This window comes from Pseudomonas sp. NY8896 (assembly GCF_039634505.1).
The window spans coordinates 3,199,081-3,217,034 of sequence record NZ_CP132350.1 but is presented as its reverse complement, the minus strand read 5'-3'; the positions used below and the strand labels follow the sequence as shown (position 1 = coordinate 3,217,034).

17 protein-coding genes are annotated in these 17,954 nt (G+C 64.0%); 13 read left to right on the top strand and 4 right to left on the bottom strand.

All coding sequences use genetic code 11. The annotated features are described in order from the left end of the window. Positions 1 to 78 precede the first annotated feature (78 nt). A complete protein-coding gene (locus Q9451_RS14445; protein WP_012272824.1) occupies positions 79 to 1,932 on the top strand; it encodes an ABC transporter ATP-binding protein in 1,854 nt (617 codons plus the stop codon). 68 nt (positions 1,933 to 2,000) lie between these two features. On the opposite strand, the gene Q9451_RS14440 is transcribed toward Q9451_RS14445, so the two are convergent. Further along, positions 2,001 to 2,828, bottom strand: a complete 828-nt coding sequence (locus Q9451_RS14440; protein WP_012272825.1) for an IclR family transcriptional regulator — start codon at positions 2,826 to 2,828, stop codon at positions 2,001 to 2,003. A 249-nt stretch (positions 2,829 to 3,077) separates the two neighbouring features. Here Q9451_RS14440 and Q9451_RS14435 point away from each other — a divergent pair, with 249 nt between their 5' ends. The 8 genes from Q9451_RS14435 to Q9451_RS14400 all read left to right on the top strand — a co-directional run bounded on the left by Q9451_RS14435 (position 3,078) and on the right by Q9451_RS14400 (position 11,034). Then, the gene (locus Q9451_RS14435) at positions 3,078 to 4,097 is read left to right on the top strand and encodes an ABC transporter ATP-binding protein (RefSeq protein WP_012272826.1); all 1,020 of its coding nucleotides are present in this window, start codon (positions 3,078 to 3,080) and stop codon (positions 4,095 to 4,097) included. Next, entirely contained in the window at positions 4,094 to 4,963 is an 870-nt protein-coding gene (locus tag Q9451_RS14430; RefSeq protein ID WP_012272827.1) for an ABC transporter permease, read from the top strand. The genes Q9451_RS14435 and Q9451_RS14430 overlap by 4 nt, the downstream gene beginning before the upstream one ends. Before the next feature lie 4 nt (positions 4,964 to 4,967). After that, complete coding sequence (locus Q9451_RS14425; RefSeq protein ID WP_012272828.1) at positions 4,968 to 5,762, top strand: ABC transporter permease; 795 nt, start codon at positions 4,968 to 4,970, stop codon at positions 5,760 to 5,762. A 14-nt stretch (positions 5,763 to 5,776) separates the two neighbouring features. Then, positions 5,777 to 6,067 carry a (2Fe-2S)-binding protein gene (locus tag Q9451_RS14420; protein ID WP_012272829.1) on the top strand — a complete coding sequence of 97 codons (291 nt, stop codon included), beginning with the start codon at positions 5,777 to 5,779 and terminating at the stop codon, positions 6,065 to 6,067. Then, entirely contained in the window at positions 6,064 to 7,422 is a 1,359-nt protein-coding gene (locus tag Q9451_RS14415; protein ID WP_345960958.1) for an FAD/NAD(P)-binding oxidoreductase, read from the top strand. Before Q9451_RS14420 ends, Q9451_RS14415 begins: the two co-directional genes overlap by 4 nt. Beyond that, positions 7,419 to 8,555: an FAD-dependent oxidoreductase gene (locus tag Q9451_RS14410; RefSeq protein WP_012272831.1), complete on the top strand. Its 1,137-nt coding sequence runs from the start codon at positions 7,419 to 7,421 to the stop codon at positions 8,553 to 8,555. Before Q9451_RS14415 ends, Q9451_RS14410 begins: the two co-directional genes overlap by 4 nt. Next, positions 8,552 to 9,595, top strand: coding sequence for an ABC transporter substrate-binding protein (locus Q9451_RS14405; protein WP_012272832.1), 1,044 nt, complete (start codon positions 8,552 to 8,554; stop codon positions 9,593 to 9,595). The genes Q9451_RS14410 and Q9451_RS14405 overlap by 4 nt, the downstream gene beginning before the upstream one ends. Before the next feature lie 194 nt (positions 9,596 to 9,789). Then, positions 9,790 to 11,034 (top strand): OprD family porin, encoded by a 1,245-nt coding sequence (locus Q9451_RS14400; protein WP_012272833.1) that lies wholly within the window; start codon positions 9,790 to 9,792, stop codon positions 11,032 to 11,034. A 56-nt stretch (positions 11,035 to 11,090) separates the two neighbouring features. Here the strand turns inward: Q9451_RS14400 and Q9451_RS14395 are convergent, their stop codons facing one another. Continuing rightward, positions 11,091 to 11,831 carry an aldolase gene (locus Q9451_RS14395; protein ID WP_012272834.1) on the bottom strand — a complete coding sequence of 247 codons (741 nt, stop codon included), beginning with the start codon at positions 11,829 to 11,831 and terminating at the stop codon, positions 11,091 to 11,093. Positions 11,832 to 11,844: 13 nt separating this feature from the next. Next, positions 11,845 to 13,167 (bottom strand): MFS transporter, encoded by a 1,323-nt coding sequence (locus Q9451_RS14390; RefSeq protein WP_012272835.1) that lies wholly within the window; start codon positions 13,165 to 13,167, stop codon positions 11,845 to 11,847. A 280-nt stretch (positions 13,168 to 13,447) separates the two neighbouring features. On the opposite strand from Q9451_RS14390, the gene Q9451_RS14385 reads away from it, so the two are divergent. Continuing rightward, on the top strand, positions 13,448 to 14,122 hold the full coding sequence (locus tag Q9451_RS14385) for a GntR family transcriptional regulator (RefSeq protein ID WP_012272836.1): 675 nt from the start codon (positions 13,448 to 13,450) through the stop codon (positions 14,120 to 14,122). A gap of 51 nt (positions 14,123 to 14,173) precedes the next feature. Here the strand turns inward: Q9451_RS14385 and Q9451_RS14380 are convergent, their stop codons facing one another. Next, positions 14,174 to 14,944 carry an IclR family transcriptional regulator gene (locus Q9451_RS14380; protein WP_012272837.1) on the bottom strand — a complete coding sequence of 257 codons (771 nt, stop codon included), beginning with the start codon at positions 14,942 to 14,944 and terminating at the stop codon, positions 14,174 to 14,176. Between the two features lie 155 nt (positions 14,945 to 15,099). On the opposite strand from Q9451_RS14380, the gene Q9451_RS14375 reads away from it, so the two are divergent. Genes Q9451_RS14375 through Q9451_RS14365 form a run of 3 tightly spaced genes read left to right on the top strand, consistent with a single transcriptional unit; the run spans position 15,100 to position 17,952 of the window. Further along, on the top strand, positions 15,100 to 15,909 hold the full coding sequence (locus Q9451_RS14375) for a shikimate dehydrogenase (RefSeq protein WP_012272838.1): 810 nt from the start codon (positions 15,100 to 15,102) through the stop codon (positions 15,907 to 15,909). A 4-nt stretch (positions 15,910 to 15,913) separates the two neighbouring features. Continuing rightward, positions 15,914 to 17,647, top strand: a complete 1,734-nt coding sequence (locus Q9451_RS14370) for an FAD-dependent oxidoreductase (protein ID WP_012272839.1) — start codon at positions 15,914 to 15,916, stop codon at positions 17,645 to 17,647. Next, positions 17,632 to 17,952, top strand: coding sequence for an NIPSNAP family protein (locus Q9451_RS14365; protein ID WP_012272840.1), 321 nt, complete (start codon positions 17,632 to 17,634; stop codon positions 17,950 to 17,952). Before Q9451_RS14370 ends, Q9451_RS14365 begins: the two co-directional genes overlap by 16 nt. Positions 17,953 to 17,954: the final 2 nt, after the last annotated feature.

The following is a 17,954-nucleotide window of genomic DNA, read 5'->3' as shown; positions in this document are numbered from 1 at the left end:
TGCTGGCTGCTGAAGGCGAATCCCGCGCTGTGCTGTATGGTTACCGGTTAAGTAAAAATCGATATTCCGGAGACAAGCATGCTTGGTATCTTTGAGCGCAGGCTCGACCCCTTCCCGCCCGACGAGGTGCCACCGCCGCCAATGGGGCTGGTGCGCTTCATGTGGGCCTGCACCCGCGGCGCCCGAGGCTACATCCTGGCGCTGGCACTGCTCAGTGCCGGGGTATCGATCTATGAAGCCTGGCTGTTCGCCTTCCTCGGCCAGGTGGTCGACCTGCTTTCGGCGTGGCAGGCCGGCGGCACCGTCGGCCCCGACGAAAGCCGCGTACTCTGGGGCATCGGCATCGTCCTGCTGGTTAGCGTCGGGCTGGTGGCGCTGCGCACCATGGTTCAACACCAGGTGCTGGCAATCAACTTGCCGCTGCGGCTGCGTTGGGACTTCCACCGCTTGATGCTGCGCCAGAGCTTGTCGTTCTTCTCTGACGAGTTTTCCGGCCGGGTCACCACCAAGGTGATGCAGACAGCACTGGCAGTGCGCGATGTGCTGTTCACACTCATCGAAATCCTCCCTGGGATTGGCGTGTACTTCATCGCGATCATTGCCCTGGCCGGCGGTTTCGCCCTGAAACTCATGTTGCCATTCATCGCCTGGGTCGTGCTGTTCGGTTTGGCGATGCTGTATTTCGTACCGCGCCTGGGCAAAGTCGGGCAGGAGCAGGCCAACGCCAGGTCGTCGATGACCGGGCGGGTGTCCGACGCCTATACCAACATCACCACGGTGAAGCTGTTCTCCCACTCCAACCGCGAAGCGCACTTTGCCCGTGCGGCCATGGAAGACTTCAAACAGACCGGCTTTCGTCAGATGCGCCTGGTCAGCCAGTTCGAAATCGTCAACCAGGCGCTGGTGGTGGGTTTGATCATGGGCGCCGGGGGCTATGCACTGTGGCTGTGGCACCAGGGCCAGGTCGGCACCGGGGCGGTGGCGGCAATTACCGCCATGGCCTTGCGTATCAACGGCATGTCGCACTGGATCATGTGGGAGATCACCTCGCTGTTCGAAAACATCGGCACCGTGCAGGACGGAATGGCCACCCTCACCCGCGGCCCCAAGGTGCAGGATGCGCCAGATGCTACCGAGCTGGTCACCACCGGTGGCGCGGTGAGTTTCGACAAGGTCAGCTTCAACTACAACGGCGAGCGCCAGGTGCTCAACGACCTCAGCCTTAACATTCGCCCAGGCGAAAAAGTCGGGCTGGTGGGTCGCTCCGGTGCGGGCAAGTCCACCTTGATCAACCTGTTGCTGCGCTTCTACGACGTGGACAAGGGGGAAATCCGCATCGACGGGCAGAACGTGGCCAAGGTCACGCAAGACAGCCTGCGCAATGCTATCGGCATGGTGACCCAGGACACCTCGCTGTTGCACCGAACGATTCGCGACAACATCGCCTATGGCCGCCCCGATGCAACCGAGGCGCAGATCCGCGCCGCTGCAGCCAACGCCCAAGCCGATGGATTCATCGGCCAGCTCAGCGACCGCCAGGGCAACAGCGGTTACGACACACTGGTGGGGGAGCGCGGCATCAAACTGTCAGGTGGCCAGCGCCAGCGCATCGCCATTGCCCGGGTCATGCTGAAGAACGCACCGATCCTGCTGCTGGACGAAGCCACCAGCGCGCTGGACTCCGAAGTGGAAGTGGCCATTCAGGAGAGCCTGGATGAAATGATGCAAGGCAAGACCGTGATCGCCATTGCCCACCGTTTATCGACGATCGCCGCCATGGACCGGCTGATCGTGATGGATGAAGGGCACATCATCGAGCAAGGCACCCACACCGAACTGCTGGCGAAGAATGGCACCTATGCGCGGTTGTGGCAGCACCAGAGCGGTGGCTTCCTGGGGGAAGACCAGGGTGTTGCAGAGGCTGTGGAGTAGGCCTGCTATTGGTTGGGGCCGCAGGGCGGCCCCAACTGGTGTTCTGGCGATGCGGCAATGCCTTGGCACTAACCAAACACATGAGAAGGCCGGCGCAACACCGGATCAAACGGGTTGATACGCTCGCCAATCGCCGCTGCCTCGCGCTTGAGCAATGCCACCACGGTCGGCATGCGGTTGGGCCCCAGGCGGTCGCTGATGGTCGCCACGCTCAGGGCCGCGACCGCATGGCCATTACGGTCAAGGATCGGCACCGCCAAACCGGCCATGCCGTCGAGCACGCCGGTATTGCGCCCGGCATAGCCCAGGCTGCGCACGTTGTCGATCTCGGCACGCAGCAGCACTTCGTCGTAATGATGAAAGTCCTTCAAGCGCGGCAAGTTGTAGCGGATCACCTCGTCACGCTCCTCCTCGGGCAGGAAGGCCAGGATCGCCAGGCTGCCCTGCCCCACGCCCAAGGCCACACGGCCACCGATATCACCGGTGAAGGTACGGATCGGGTACGGCCCTTCGCTGCGGTCCAGGCACACCGCGTCGAACCCTGAACGTGCCAGCAAAAACAGCGAATCACCCAATGAAGCCGAAAGCCTCAGCAGGCTCGGGCGTACCACATCGCGTAGGTTGCCAGCCTGCCCGGCCTTGGCCGCGAGGGCGAAGAAATCCAGGCTCAGGCGGTAGCGCTTGCTGGTCGCACACTGGTCCACCATGCCCTCTTCGATCAGGCTGCGCAGCAAACGGTGGGTGGTGGGCTGCGCCAGGCCAACCCGCTGTGCTAGCTGGCTAACCTTCTCACCCTCGCCAGCGCAATCACCCAGCGCACGCAACACGGCGAACAAACGGGACACCGCAGTGACGCCGACTTCCTTGCCTTGTTCATTTCGTTTATCGGAATCCATTTTTCACTTAACCCTAAGAAATTCCAATGAGTGGAATAATTTCAAAATAGCTGTCACTCAGTGAAATTACCCTTTGTCGCCATCCTAATCATTGCCCTACTCTCCGGTCCATAGGGCGATATCACAACATCGGCCGCCGCCACAGAAGCGAGCGCCAACGTCCGTAAAAGCTTTGCTTTTCGCCGCTGGCGCTCTGCCCACCCTGAAACTGCCGGTTGACCCCGGTTCCGTTTGCGATGGAGCACAGCCATGACCTTTCTGTTGATCGACAAACTCTGCAAGCGCTATGGCGCCACGGAGGCAGTGGCCAGCTCGTCACTGTCCATCGAAAAAGGCGAGTTCGTCTCCCTGCTCGGCCCTTCCGGCTGTGGCAAGACCACCACCCTGCAGATGATCGCCGGCTTCGTCGAAGTCACCAGCGGGCGCATCGTGCTCGATGGCCGTGACATCACCCATGCCAAACCGGCCAGCCGCGGCCTGGGGGTGGTGTTTCAGAGCTACGCGCTGTTCCCGCACATGACCGTGCGCGACAACGTCGCCTTTGGCCTGCGCATGCGCAAGGTGGCCAATGCCGACATCGCCCGCCGCGTCGACCAGGCCCTGGCGCTGGTACGCCTGGACAAACATGCCGAACGCTACCCACGGGAACTGTCCGGCGGCCAGCGTCAGCGTGTAGCCCTGGCCCGCGCGCTGGTGATCGAACCGCCGGTGCTGCTGCTGGACGAGCCGCTGTCCAACCTGGACGCGCACCTGCGTGAAGAAATGCAGTTCGAGATTTGTCGCATTCAGCACGAGGTGGGCATCACCACCTTGATGGTCACCCACGACCAGGCCGAAGCCTTGTCGATCAGTGATCGGGTGGTGGTGATGGAAGCCGGGCGTATCACCCAGGTCGATGACCCTTACCGGCTTTACGAACACCCAGGCACGCCGTTCATTTCCGACTTCGTCGGCAAGGCCAACCGCCTGCGAGGCGTAACCGGCCCCGGCGGGCAACCGCAGGCTGCGGCCCAAGGCCCGCTGACCCTCAGCCTGCGCCCGGAAAAGATCAACCTTGGCGCCGCCGGCAGCGGCAAGCTGGCGGGCCGCATCAACTGCCGCTACTTCCTCGGCAGCCAGTGGCTGTACCGCGTCGACACGGCCTTGGGCAACCTGGCCGTGGTTCGTGCCAACGATGGCAACGCACCGCTGGAGGAAGGCACGCACGTTGGCCTGGACTGGAACGATGCCCTGCTGCGGGTACTGAACGCGGCTGAGGTGGCGGCATGAGTACCGCAAAACTGCGCAGCAACGCCTGGGGCTACGGCATGAGCAGCCCCGCCCTGCTGTTGTTTCTGGCGCTGCTGGTGATGCCGCTGGGGCTGACCGTGCTGCTGTCGTTCAACGCGTTCGACTACACCACGGGTATCCAGGCCGGCCAGTACACGCTCAGCCATTACTTGAGCCTGGTGACCGACACCTATTACTACGAGATCTTCTTCCGCACCTTCTGGATCAGTGCCCTGGTCACCTTGCTGTGTGTGCTGATCGGTATCCCCGAGGCCATGGTACTCAGCCGCATGGGTGCGCCGTGGCGCTCGATCTTCCTGATCCTGGTGCTGACTCCGCTGCTGATTTCGGTGGTGGTGCGGGCATTCGGCTGGAGCCTGCTGCTGGGTGCCGATGGCCTGGTCAACCAAGGCATCACGGCCCTCGGCGGGCAGCCGGTGAAGCTGCTGTACACACCGTTTGCGGTGATCATCGGCCTGGTCCACGTGATGCTGCCATTCATGATCATCCCGGTGTGGACCTCGCTGCAAAAGCTCGACCCGGCCGCCGAGCAGGCCGCGCTGTCGCTGGGCGCCAGCCAGTGGACGGTGTTCCGCCGCATCGTGCTGCCACAGATCATGCCCGGTGTGCTGTCGGGCACGCTGATCGTGTTCGGCCTGGCTGCCAGTTCGTTCGCCATCCCCGGCCTGCTGGGCGGGCGCCGACTGAAGATGGTCGCCACCATGATCTACGACCAGTACCTGGCCGAACTGAACTGGCCGATGGGGGCCACCATCGCGGTCGCCCTGTTGCTGATCAACCTGCTGGTGATGCTCAGCTGGAACCGGCTGGTCGAACGCCGCTACAAACGCGCACTTGGAGTTTGAACCGATGACCCGTAACGGCCCGTTGGCCCTGTCTTTTCACGCCCTGGTGATGGTGTTCATGCTCGCCCCGCTGGTGGTGGTGTGCCTGGTGGCATTTACCCCGGAAAACACCCTGAGCCTGCCCACCGCTGGCTTCTCGCTGCGCTGGTTCAGCGCCGTGTTCGAGCGCGCCGACTTCCTTGACGCGTTCTACAACAGCCTGAAACTCGCCGCCCTGGCGGCCTCGTTGGCCACCCTGATCGCCGTGCCGGCGGGCCTGGCGCTGACCCGCTACAGCTTCCCTGGCCAAGGTTTTGTCAACGGCCTGCTGCTGTCGCCGATCATCATCCCGCACCTGGTGCTGGGCGTAGCGCTGCTGCGGCTGTTCGCCCTGCTGGGGGTCAATGGCAGCTTTGCCTGGCTGGTGTTCGCCCACGTGGTGGTGATCACGCCCTACGTGCTGCGCCTGGTACTGGCTGCGGCCATCGGCATCGACCGCAGCGCCGAGCAGGCCGCACAAAGCCTGGGCGCCGGCCGCATCACGCTGTTCTGCAAAGTGACCCTGCCGATGATCCTGCCGGGCGTGGCCGGTGGCTGGCTGCTGGCGTTCATCAACAGTTTCGACGAAGTGACCCTGTCGATCTTCGTCACCTCGCCCGCCACCCAAACGCTGCCTGTACGCATGTACGTATACGCCACCGAGTCGATCGACCCGATGATGGCCGCCGTTTCGGCCCTGGTGATCGCCGTCACCGCCCTGACCATGATCGCCCTGGACCGGGTATACGGCCTGGACCGCGTGCTGGTGGGCAAGCAATGACAAGGAATGCCCTTATGCCCCTGTTCAAGCGCGTGGCCGAACACGACCGCGAGCCTGTGCCCTTCCTGCTCGACGGCCAGCCGGCCCAGGGCATGCACGGCGACACCCTGCTGACGGCCATCCTGACCCATTCGGAGCACCTGCGCGGTAGTGACTTCAGCGCCGAGCCACGCGCCGGGTTCTGCCTGATGGGCGCCTGCCAGGACTGCTGGGTACGCCTGCAGGACGGCCGCCGGGTGCGCGCCTGCTCGACGTTCCTTGAGCCAGGCCACTGCGTGAGCCGTGATCCGGGGCGCCGACCATGAGTGCAATCGTCATCATCGGTGCCGGCCCTGCCGGTATCCGCGCCGCGCAAACCTTGGTGTCCCACGGCGTACACCCAGTGCTGCTGGACGAAGCCAGCCGTGGCGGTGGGCAGATCTATCGCCAGCAGCCGGCCAACTTTCGCCGCCCGGCCAAAGCCTTGTATGGCTTCGAGGCCGGTAAGGCGCAGGCCCTGCACAACACACTTGAGCAGTTGCACGGGCAGATCGACTACCGTCCGGAAACCCTGGTGTGGAACGCCGAGCAGCAGGTGCTGGACACCTTGCAGCAGGGCCAGTTGGCCGACCGGCTGGCCTTCGACCGAGTGATCGTCGCCACTGGCGCCACCGACCGCGTGTTGCCGATCCCCGGCTGGACCTTGCCCGGGGTGTACACCCTGGGCGCCGCACAGATTGCCCTGAAGTTCCAGGGCTGCGCCATCGGTGAGCGGGTGGTGCTGGCGGGCAGCGGGCCGCTGCTGTACCTGGTGGCCTACCAGTACGCCAAGGCCGGCGCCACGGTCAGTGCCGTGCTCGATACATCGCCGTTCAGTGCCCAGGTACGCGCCCTGCCACGCCTGCTGCTGCAGCCAGGCACCTTCGCCAAGGGCCTGTACTACCGCGCCTGGCTGGCCGCCAAGGGCGTGCCGGTGCATCAGGGTGTGACGCTGCTGGGTATCGACGGCGAGCACCGTGCCAGCGGTGTGCGCTGGGCACGAAATGGCCAGCAGCACAGCCTGCCCTGCGACGCCGTGGCGTTCGCCCACGCCCTGCGCAGTGAAACCCAGTTGGCCGACCTGCTCGGCTGCCAGTTTGCCTGGAATACCCTCAACCGCGCCTGGCTACCGGTACGTGATGCCCAAGGCCGCGCCAGCAGCCCAGGCGTGTACCTGGCCGGCGACGGCGCCGGCATCCTCGGTGCCGACGGCGCGGAAATGACCGGGGAACTGGCCGCCCTGACGCTGCTGGCCGACCTGGGCAAGCCTGGCAACCCGCAACGCCAGCAGCAGCTGGAAAAGCGCCTGGCCACCCTGCAACGCTTTCGCCAAGGCCTGGAACAAGCCTTCCCATTCCCGCAGCAGTGGGCCCGGCAAGCGCCGGACCAGCTCACGGTTTGCCGCTGCGAGCAGATCAGCGCTGGCGAAATCCGCACCGCCGTGCGCGCCGGGCACTGGGAAATAAACCGGGTGAAGGCCATGTGCCGGGTCGGCATGGGCCGTTGCCAGGGCCGCGTGTGCGGCGCAGCCGCCGCCGAACTGATCGCCTGCGAAAGCGGTCGCCCCATTGACCAGGTCGGCCGCCTGCGCGGCCAGGCCCCGATCAAGCCCCTGCCCTTCGGCCTGGAGATCAAGCCATGACGCTGATCGAAGTGGATGCCATCATCGTCGGCGGCGGCATCGTCGGCAGCAGCGCCGCCTTGACCCTGGCCCGCAGTGGCCAGCAGGTGGCGCTGCTGGAGCGCGACTTCTGTGGCTCGCATTCCAGCGGCGTGAACTACGGCGGTGTACGCCGCCAGGGCCGTTCTTTGGCGCAACTGCCGTTGTCGATGCGTGCCCACGCCATTTGGGGGCAACTGCGCGAGTGGATCGGCATCGATGGCGAATACGCCCGCAGCGGCCACCTGAAGCTGGCACGCAGCGAAACCGACTTCGACGCCTTGAAAGCCTATGCCCGGCGGACCCAGGCCTTTGACCTACGCCTGCAACTGCTGGAGCGCCGCGAACTGCGCCAGCGCTTCCCCTGGGTGGGCGATATCGCCGTCGGCGCCTCGTACTGCCCCGAGGATGGCCACGCCAACCCTCGCCTGGTGTCACCCGCGTTCGCCCAGGCCGCCCGGCACAGCGGCGCCCAGGTGCATGAGCAGTGCAAGGTGCTGGAAGTGGACCACGACGGCCAGCGCTTCACTGTGCGCACCAGCTCAGGCCAGTGCTTCAAGGCGCCCTGGCTGCTGAACTGCGCTGGCGCCTGGTCGGCGCAGTTGGCCGAGCAATACGGCGAGCCGGTGCCGCTGAGCGCAGCCCACCCGGCCATGCTGGTCACCGAGCCGCTCCCCCTGTTCATGACCGCCAGCACCGGGGTCGAAGGCGGTGGCATCTACGCCCGTCAGGTGGCACGCGGCAACTGCGTGCTGGGCGGTGGCCGTGGCTTCGCCCTGACCGCGACCACCGCGCGCCCTGGGCAAGCCGCCGTACTCGATATCCTGCGCAACGCCACCGAGCTGTACCCGGCATTGGCCGGCGCCCAGGCCATTCGCACCTGGAGCGGCACCGAGGGCTACCTGCCCGATGACGAACCGGTGCTCGGCCCGAGCCTGCTGCAACCTGGCCTGCTGCATGGCTTCGGCTTTGCCGGCGCCGGCTTCCAGATTGGCCCGGCAGCTGGCGAGGCCCTGGCGCAATGCGTACTCCATGGCGCGCCGGCAATCAGCCTGGCAGCCTTTTCCATCGACCGTTTTCAGCCCAACCACCACTACAAGGAAAACCTGTCATGACGCACAAGCAACGTTTGCTCGCCCTGTTCTGCACCGTGCCCGGCCTGTTCGCCTGCCTGCCCGCCATGGCTCAACCCACGCTGTACCTGGGCATGAACGGCGGCACCATGGAGCGGCTGTTCAGCGACAATATCCTGCCCCAGTTCGAGAAGGCCAACGGGGTGAAAGTGGTGATCGTCCCCGGTACTTCGGCCGACATCCTGGCCAAGGTCCAGGCCACCCCGAACAAGCCGTCGATCCATGTGATGGTGCTGGATGACGGCATCATGTACCGCGCCATCGGCATGGGCCTGTGCAGCACGCTCAAGCCCAACCCGACGCTGGCCCAACTGCCGGAAAAGGCCCTGATCAAGGACAAGGCCGCCGCCGTCAGCCTGGGCGTGACCGGGCTTGCCTACAACAGCCGCCTGTTCAAGGCCAAGGGCTGGGCAGCGCCCACTTCGTGGAACGACCTGGCCGACCCGCGCTTCAAGGACAAGGTGGTGTTCCAGTCGATGGCCTCGTCCACCTTTGGCCTGCACGGTTTCCTGATGTACAACCGCTTGCACGGCGGCAGCGATACCGACGTCAACCCAGGCTTCACTGCGTGGAAGAAAAACGTTGGCCCGAACGTGCTGGAGTACATCCCCAACTCGGCCAAGCTGTCGGAAATGGTGCAAACCGACGAAGCCGCGTTGTTCCCGCTCACCCCTACCCAGGTGACCGCGCTGAAGCTCAAGGGCATCCCGGTGGAGTATGCCGCACCGAAAGAAGGCGCCGTGGTGCTCAACCAGGCCGAGTGCGTCACCGCCAACAACGACCAGCCCGAGCTTGCACAAAAGCTTGCCGAGTTCCTGCTCAGCCCCGAGGCGCAAGCACCGGCGCTGGAGCTGGGTGACCAGATCCCGTCCAACCCCAACACCCCGACCAGCGACAAGACCCGTGGCCAGGTCGAAGCCATGCAAACCTACCTGCAAACGGCGGTGACCATCGACTGGGACCAGGTCAACACCCAACGCCCGGAATGGAACGCCCGCTGGAATCGCCAGATCGAGCGATAGGCCGAGGCCCCCTGACCCGCTGCCGGCCCCCCAGGTGCCGGCCAGCGGGCGCACCACCCGCTTGAGCCACCAATAACCGCAAAGTCGCTCTGCCCTGCAAAGGCGCGGATAGGGCTTCTGCACGCCCGAAAAACGGCTCAGGCACCCCTTGCATCACGCTGCCACTTAACTAGAACAAGCAATCGGAGCATGAAATGAGCATCAACCCACTCGGTGTCACCGCCCTTTTGCTGGCATCCGCCAGCCCCTTGTTGCAGGCCAGCGAGCAATCCGAATCGGCAGGCTTCATCGAAGGCAGCAAGCTGTCGATCAAGGCACGCAACATGTACATGCAGCGTGATAACCGCGCCAGCGGCGCCCGGCAGAACTACGGCGAGGAATGGGCCCAGGGTTTCATCGGCACCTTTCAGTCCGGCTTCACTCAAGGCACGCTGGGTTTCGGTATCGACCTGATCGGCCAGTACGCCTTCAAGCTCGACACCGGCGATGGCCGCACCGGTGGCGGCACTGGTCTGCTAGAGCAAGACAGCCACGGCGCCAAGCAGGACATCGGCAAGGCCGGTGCGGCGCTGAAAGTGCGTGCGTCCAACACCGTACTCAAATACGGCACACAAGTGATGGCGGTGCCGGTGCTGGCCACCTCCGACAGCCGCCTGCTGCCAGAGACCGTCGACGGTTTCTCGCTCACCAGCAAGGAAATCCGCAACCTGCAGTTGGATGCGGGCCACTTCACCGGCCTGACCAACCGCAACCAGTCGTCCCGCGACAGCGGGCGCATGACCGCAGTCGACTACATTGGTGGGGTCTACAGCTTCAATGAGCGGCTTTCCAGCAGCCTGTACTACGCCAAGACTGCCGAGCACTTTCGTAAGTACTACGTGAACACCCGCTACCTGTTGCCGCTGGGCGCCAGCCAGTCACTGAAGCTGGATTTCAACGCCTACGACACGCAAAGCATCGGTCAGGCCCGCAGTGGCGACCTGGACAACCGCATCTGGAGCCTGGGCGGCACCTGGACGCTGGGCGCGCATGCCTTCACCCTCGCCTACCAGAAGGTGTCCGGCACCGGCGACTACGTGTACGGGCCGGATGGCAACGCGGTGTACAACTTCGCCAACTCGGTGCAGTACTCGGACTTCGACTACGAGAACGAGAAATCCTGGCAGGCCCGCTATGACCTTAACCTGGCCGCTTACGGGGCACCGGGGCTGAGCTTCATGACCCGCTACGTGAAAGGCACCGACTTCAAGAACGGCAGTGGCGGCGACCTGGATGGCAAGGCCTGGGAACGCGATGTCGAGTTGCGTTACGTGGTACAGGCTGGCGTGGCCAAGGATCTGTCGTTTCGCGTGCGCCAGGCCAGCTACCGCAGCTCGGACCGCGGCGGGCAGATCGATGAAGTACGGGTAATCACCGAGTATCCGCTCAACCTGTTCTGACCACCTGCCAGGGCCCTGTAGGCGCAGGTTCACCCGCACCTACAGGGGCACCGGGGTTACTTGAGCTTGCGCCCCAGCGCCAGGAAGAACAGCTCGGACTGCAAGCGCTCGCCTTCGACCTGCTCCGCCACCTTCCGCGCCATGCCCGGGTCGGCCGGTTTCAGCTTCAGGCCGGTCGAGCGCGCCAGCACTTCCGCCTCACACGCCCGCTCCAGGTAATACAGGTCGTCATAGGCATGATCGATGCGCTCGGCACATACCACCACTCCGTGGTTGCCAAGGAACACGATGTCTGCCCCATTCATGGCCTGGGCAATACGCTCCCCCTCGCGATGGTCCAGGGCAAAGCCGTTGTATTGGTCGTCGATTACCAGGCGGTCGTGAAAACGCATGGCATTCTGCGACAGCGTGGTGTCCAGGGCCCGCGCCTCGGTCAGGCTTAGCGCAGTGGCGTGCGGCATGTGCGTGTGCAGTACGCAGGTTTTGCGCGCCACACGGTGGATCGCGGCATGGATGAACATCGCCGTCGGTTCGATTTCATGACGCCCCGCAAGGCGCTTGCCGAAGTCATCGACCATGACGATGTCGTCAGCCTGCACTTCTTCCCACATCAGGCCGCGCGGGTTGAGCAGAAACAGGTCGGGCCGGCCCGGCAAAGTCACGCTGAAGTGGTTGCACACGCCTTCTGCAAGGCCATGGTGGGCGGCGGCGCGCAGGGCCAGCGCCAGTTGCTCGCGCAACCGCACGACTTCAGGCTGGTTGTACAGGTCTTGCTCCAGGCTTTGAACGGCTTGCATAGGTCGTTTCTCCTTATTGGCTGCTGCCGAAACGGTTAGGCACGAGCACGAACAGCACCGCGCCGAGGAACGCACAACCCGCCACCACGTACAGCGAAAGGTCGGTGCTATGGGTCAAGTCCACGGTCCAGCCCACCAGGAACGGGCTGAAAAAGCCGGCCAGGTTGCCGATCGAGTTGATCAGCGCCACACCGGCGGCGGCATTGGCCCCCAACAGCGCAGTGGGTACGGTCCAGAAGATCGGGAAGGAGGCCATCACCCCGCAGGTGGCCAAGGTCAGCCCGAGCATGGCCAGCACGCCACTGTGGGCGAAGTGCGCAGCGATGATCAGGCCAACCATGCCAATGAACAGTGGAATCGCCAGGTGCCATTTGCGCTCGTTGCGCAGGTCGGCCGAACGCCCGATGTAGATCATCACGCCGCTGGCCACCAGGTAAGGAATGGCCGTCAGCAGGCCGACCGACTGCAAGTCGTCGAAGCCGGCGTTGCGGATGATGGTCGGCATCCAGAAACCCAGGGCGTACTCGCCCATTTCGATCAGGAAGTACACCAGGCTGAAATACCAGATCACCGGTGAGAACAGAAAGCTGCTCAGCGACCTGCGCTGCGCGCTCGACGGCCGACGCATGGCATCCCTGGTCAGTTCGTCCCCCACCAGGCGCTTTTCTGCCGCGCTAAGGAAGTTCGCGTCCTGGTAACTGTCTGGCAGGCAGCGTTTGACCAACAGACCGACCACGACAGTGGGCAGGCCATACAACAGAAACAGCCATTGCCAGCTCGCCACGCCCATGGGTGCATGCCGCATGGCTGACATGATCCAGCCCGACAGCGGCCCTCCAATGATCCCCGATAGCGGAATAGCAGCCATGAACAAGGCAATGACCCGCCCGCGCCGCTCGCTGGGGAACCAGCGCGTGAAGTAGAAGATGATGCCCGGAAAGAACCCGGCTTCAGCCACACCAATCAGAAAACGCAGGGCATAGAAGGTGCTGGCCTGCTCGATGAACATCATCAGTGAAGTCAGACACCCCCACGCCACCATGATGAATCCGATCCAGCGCCGCGCACCGACACGCTCCAGCATCATGTTGCTGGGCACGGCGAACACCAGGTAGCCCAGGAAGAAAATACCCGCGCCCAGACCGTAGGCGGTTTCGGAGATATGCAGGTCAGCCAGCATGTCCAGCTTGGCGAAGCTGACGTTGATCCTGGCGAAGTAGGCCAGCACATAGCAAACGAACAGAAACGGAATCAGCCGCAGTGACATCTTGCGGTAAATCGCATCGAGTTGATGGGCCGGCGCACGCTCTGCCCCATCAAGGATCGCCTCTTTCATGTTTTCACCTTGTATGCACGTTTGTTCTAGTTGTAGGCATTGATGAATAGGTACTGCTGTCGTTGTTGTTATGTCTCGCTGGCCAGGCCTGGCTTGGTGAAACGCTAGGCCGAACATTGCTGATTGTCAACAATCAACAATTAACGGTAGTAATTTCAGCAGGTTGGCTGCTGCGTGCCAAAGGTTTCTGCTCAACCCGTGCGCGCGTGCGAGCGGCCGGGTGTACAGCCAACGGCGGCGAATGCTATATGTGGGCGTATCGCCACCAGGACCTGTGTCTATGAAATCCATCCAGCTTCGGCCGGTTTCGAAGCTTTCTGCAGAACAACAAGCCACCGAAAGCCTTCGTGAATCGATCTTGTCGGGGCATCTGAAGCCCGGTGAGCGCATTACCGAAACGGCACTTGCCGATCAGTTGGGCATCGCCCGCGGCACCTTGCGCACCGGCCTGAACCGGTTGGCGACAGAGGGGATCGTGGTGCAGACGCCGTATGTGGGCTGGCAAGTGGCTGAGCTGACAGCCGACGACATCTGGGAAATCTGGACGCTGCGTGGCAGCCTGGAACGGCTGGCCGCCACACTGGTGGCCAAGCAAGGCGATGCGCAGGTGCTGCAGGCGATCGAAGCGGCGTTTCTGGCGCTGCAGAAGGCCTGTGCCAAAGGGACACGCAAGGCCATCAACCAATGCGACTTCACCCTGCACCAGGCCATTATCGAAGGTACCGGCCACCAGCGTCTGATCCGCCAGTACGCACTGGTACAGCAGCAAGTGCGCTGGGTCATCAACACCACCAACCTGCTGATGCATACCAGCCCCGAGACCATCCTGGAGCAGCATCAGGCCTTTGTACAGGCGATCCTCAAGGGCGAGAGCGAGACTGCCGGCGAACTGGCCTGGCAGCACAATGCCTACGATGGCGAACGGCTGGTGCAGTGGGTGCAGGGGAACGCCTGATGGGTGGGTTAGCCCTGTAAAAAGCCGATGAAACGCCCCCGCCGGGCCATTTCAATCCAGCACGGGTCGAAGCAGCGCCTGCGCCTCGTACAGTGCCGGTAAGTAGCGCAGCCGTACCTCATCCACGCTAAGCCGTGATGCATGGGTCGTGATGGTCAGCGTTGCTTTCAACTGACCGGCCCGGTCCAGCAACGGCACACCCAGTACCCGCATGCCGATTTCATATTCCTGATCAACGATGCAGAAACCCTGCGCCTTCACCCGCTGCAACGCAGCCTCCAGCTGTGCCCGGTCAGTCTGCGTGTAAGGCGTCAACGCACGCAGCGGGTTACGCACGAAGTACTCATCCCGGTCCGCCTCATCCAGCCAGGCCAGCCAAACCCGCCCACCGGCCGTGCAATGCATCGGCACCCGAGAGCCCGGCCTGATCGACAACGACGCCACATGGCTGTAGCGGCTGCGCACCAGGTGGATGATCTCGTCACCATCGCGGGTACCCACCGATACATGCTCCTGCGTCTGCCGCGCTACCTGCTCCACAATCGGCCGCAGCATGCGCGGCAGTTGCGCCGAGTCGACATACGCCTGGCCAAGGCGCAAGGCCTTGGGCGTCAACCAGTACTCACGGCTGTCCGTTTCGGCAAAGCCTTCATGTACCAAGGTCAGCAGAAAGCGCCGTGCAGCGCTGGGCGTAAGGCCGGACAGCCTGGCTGCCTGGGGCACGCTCAGGCGTGGCTGCTCGGCACTGAACAGTTGCATCAGCGCCAGGCCTTTCTGCAAGCCCGCGATCAGGTCACGGGGGTGAATAGCGGGTGTGCTCATGCATTCGGCTCGCAAGCAGGGGACAAAAACAGCCGATTACTGCGATAACCGGCTCATGGTTGCGATTATCGCACTAAATACCCGATGAGCGCATTGTTACCCACGCCCCTCTGGCCCACCCTTGCCGCCATAACAACGCCAATAAGGAGGTCAGCATGATTCGTGGTTCCACTGAACTGGTCGCCATCGTCGGTTCGCCCATCGCCCAGGTGAAGTCCCCGGAAAACTTCAACACTTGGTTCACCCACAACAATTGCAACCTCGCCATGCTGCCCATCGACCTGCATGAGGCAGCGTTGGACAGCTTTGCCGGCACCCTGCGCGGCTGGCAGAACCTGCGCGGCTGTGTGGTCACCGTGCCGTACAAGCAGGCCCTGGCCAACCGCCTGGACGGCCTGAGCGAACGCGCAGCGGCCCTGGGCTCGGTCAATGTGATACGTCGCGAGCGCGACGGGCGCCTGCTGGGCGACAACGTGGACGGCGCAGGCTTCCTGGGCGCTGCGCGCAAGCATGGTTTCGAGCCAGCGGGCAAGCGGGCCTTGGTGATCGGTTGCGGCGGTGTTGGCAGTGCCATCGCCTATGCACTGGGCGAGGCAGGTATTGCCAGCATCACCCTCAGCGACCCCAGCACAGCGCGCATGGGTGCGGTGTGCGAATTGCTCGGCAGCGCCTTCCCCGGGCTTACGATCAGCACGCAGTTCAGTGGGCTGGAAGATTTCGACCTGGTGGCCAACGCCTCGCCTGTCGGCATGGGCAACAGTGCGGAACTGCCACTGTCCGCCGCCCTAGTGGCCACTCTACAGCCCGACACCCTGGTCGCCGACGTGGTCACTTCGCCCGAGATCACCCCGTTGCTGAACCGCGCACGCCAAGTAGGCTGCGCGATCCAGACCGGCCCGGAAATGGCCTTCGCCCAACTCGGCCACCTTGGCGCCTTCATGGGCGTAACGCCGCTGGAGATCTGAAACCATGGCGACCACTGACGAGACGCAACACCGCTTCGACCTGGTGGTACTGGGCAGCGGCGCCGGTGGCTTTGCCGCTGCCGCCACGGCGGCCCGCCGTGGGCTGAAGGTACTGGTGGTGGAAAAGGCCGAGCACTTTGGCGGTACCTCGGCGATATCTGGCGGTGCGGTGTGGCTATACGGCACCGATCAAGCCCGCGCCGCCGGAGCCAAGGACTCCCCCGAGGCCATGCGCACCTACCTCAAGCAGGTGATCGGCGACGGCTACGACCCTCTTCTGGGTAACGCCTTCATCGAACAAGGCCACCAGGCGCTGCGCTGGCTGGAGCAGAACACCGAGTTGCGCTATGCCCTGCGCCCACACTCGCCCGACTACTACCCCGATGCCCCCGGTGCCACTCAGTTCGGTCGCGCGCTGGAAATGGTCGAGTACGATGGCAAGCACCTCGGCGCACGCTTCAAGGACCTGCAGATGCCCCCGCCCGGCATGCTGCTGTTCGGCGGCATGATGGTCAACCGCGTGGATATCCAGCATTTCCTGAGCATTCGCCGCTCGCCCAGGTCGCTGTGGCACTGCCTGAAACTGATGGCGCGTTACGCGCGGGACCGCCTGCAGCACCCGCGTGGCACGCGGCTTACCACCGGCAATGCATTGATCGCCCGCCTCGCCACCAGCGCTTTTGCCAACGGCACGCAGCTTTGGTTGCGCAGCGAAGCCGTGGAGTTGATCGTCGAGCGCGGCGTAGTCACTGGCGTAGTTGTACAGCGCGAGGGCCGTCGTGTGCGGGTATCTGCTCGTGGGGGCGTGGTGAGCGCAATGGGCGGGTTCGCTGCTGGCGCACTGGCCGCCAACTACAGACCGCCCCAAGAGGCGCCGCACCTGACCATGTCACCGCCGGCCAACGACGGTGCCGCCCTGCGCCTTTGCCAGGCCGTGGCAGCAGCCGAGGGCGAGGGCCTGGCGGCCAACTTCTTCTGGGCGCCGGTTTCCGAACTGCGCCACGCCGGGGGTGAGCGTGAACGCTTCCCGCACCTGGTCACCGACCGCGCCAAACCTGGCGTGATTGCGGTCGACCCGGCCGGGCGGCGCTTCGTCAACGAATCCGACTCCTACCACCATTTTGTGCAGACCATGTTCGCCAACGGCATTGCCAGTTGCTGGCTGGTCTGCGATGCCGAAGCGATGAATCGCTACGGGCTGGGTCTGGCGCGGCCAAAGCCGGTGAACAACCAGGCGTTGATCGACGCCGGCTACTTGTACCGGGCCGCAACACCACAAGCCCTGGCCCAGGCCATTGGCGTCGACCCACAGGTGTTTGCGCAAACCCTCGAGCAGTTCAATGCCGATGCCCGCAATGGCATCGACCGCGAGTTCGGCAAAGGCAGCAACCGCTACAACCGCTACATGGGCGACCCGCAACACACGCCCAACCCCTGCCTGGCGCCATTGAGCAGTGGGCCGTTCTACGCCATCCGCATCCACACCGGCGACCTCGGCTCTGCCCGCGGCCTGGTGACCAACGCCGATGCCAACGTGTTGAACCGTAGCGGCCAGCCCATCACCGGGCTGTATGCGGTCGGCAACGACATGAACTCATTGATGAAGGGGACCTACCCCGGCCCCGGCATCACCTTGGGCCCTGCCCTCACCTTCGGCTGGCTCGCTGCCAACCACATCACCGCGCGCCTGCAGGCGCCGACTGCCCACACGGAGACCCCAGCATGTACTACGAACTGAGAACCTACACCCTCGACCCACTGAAAATGGCCGACTGGCTGGCCCTGTACCAAAGCCATGCGCTGGAAGTGCAAAGCGAACACCTGGGCAACCTGGTCGGTTTTTTCACCAGTGAGTTCGGCGACGTCAACCAGGTGGTGCACATCTGGGGCTACGCCAGCCTCGACGAGCGCATGGCTCGCCGCGCAGCCATGGCGGCAGACCCGCGCTGGGCGGAGTTCTCGCGGCGCAACCGCGAGCTGGGTGCGGTACAGCGCCTGCAATCGCGGCTGCTGCGGCCGACCGGCTTCTCACCGCTGCAATAAAC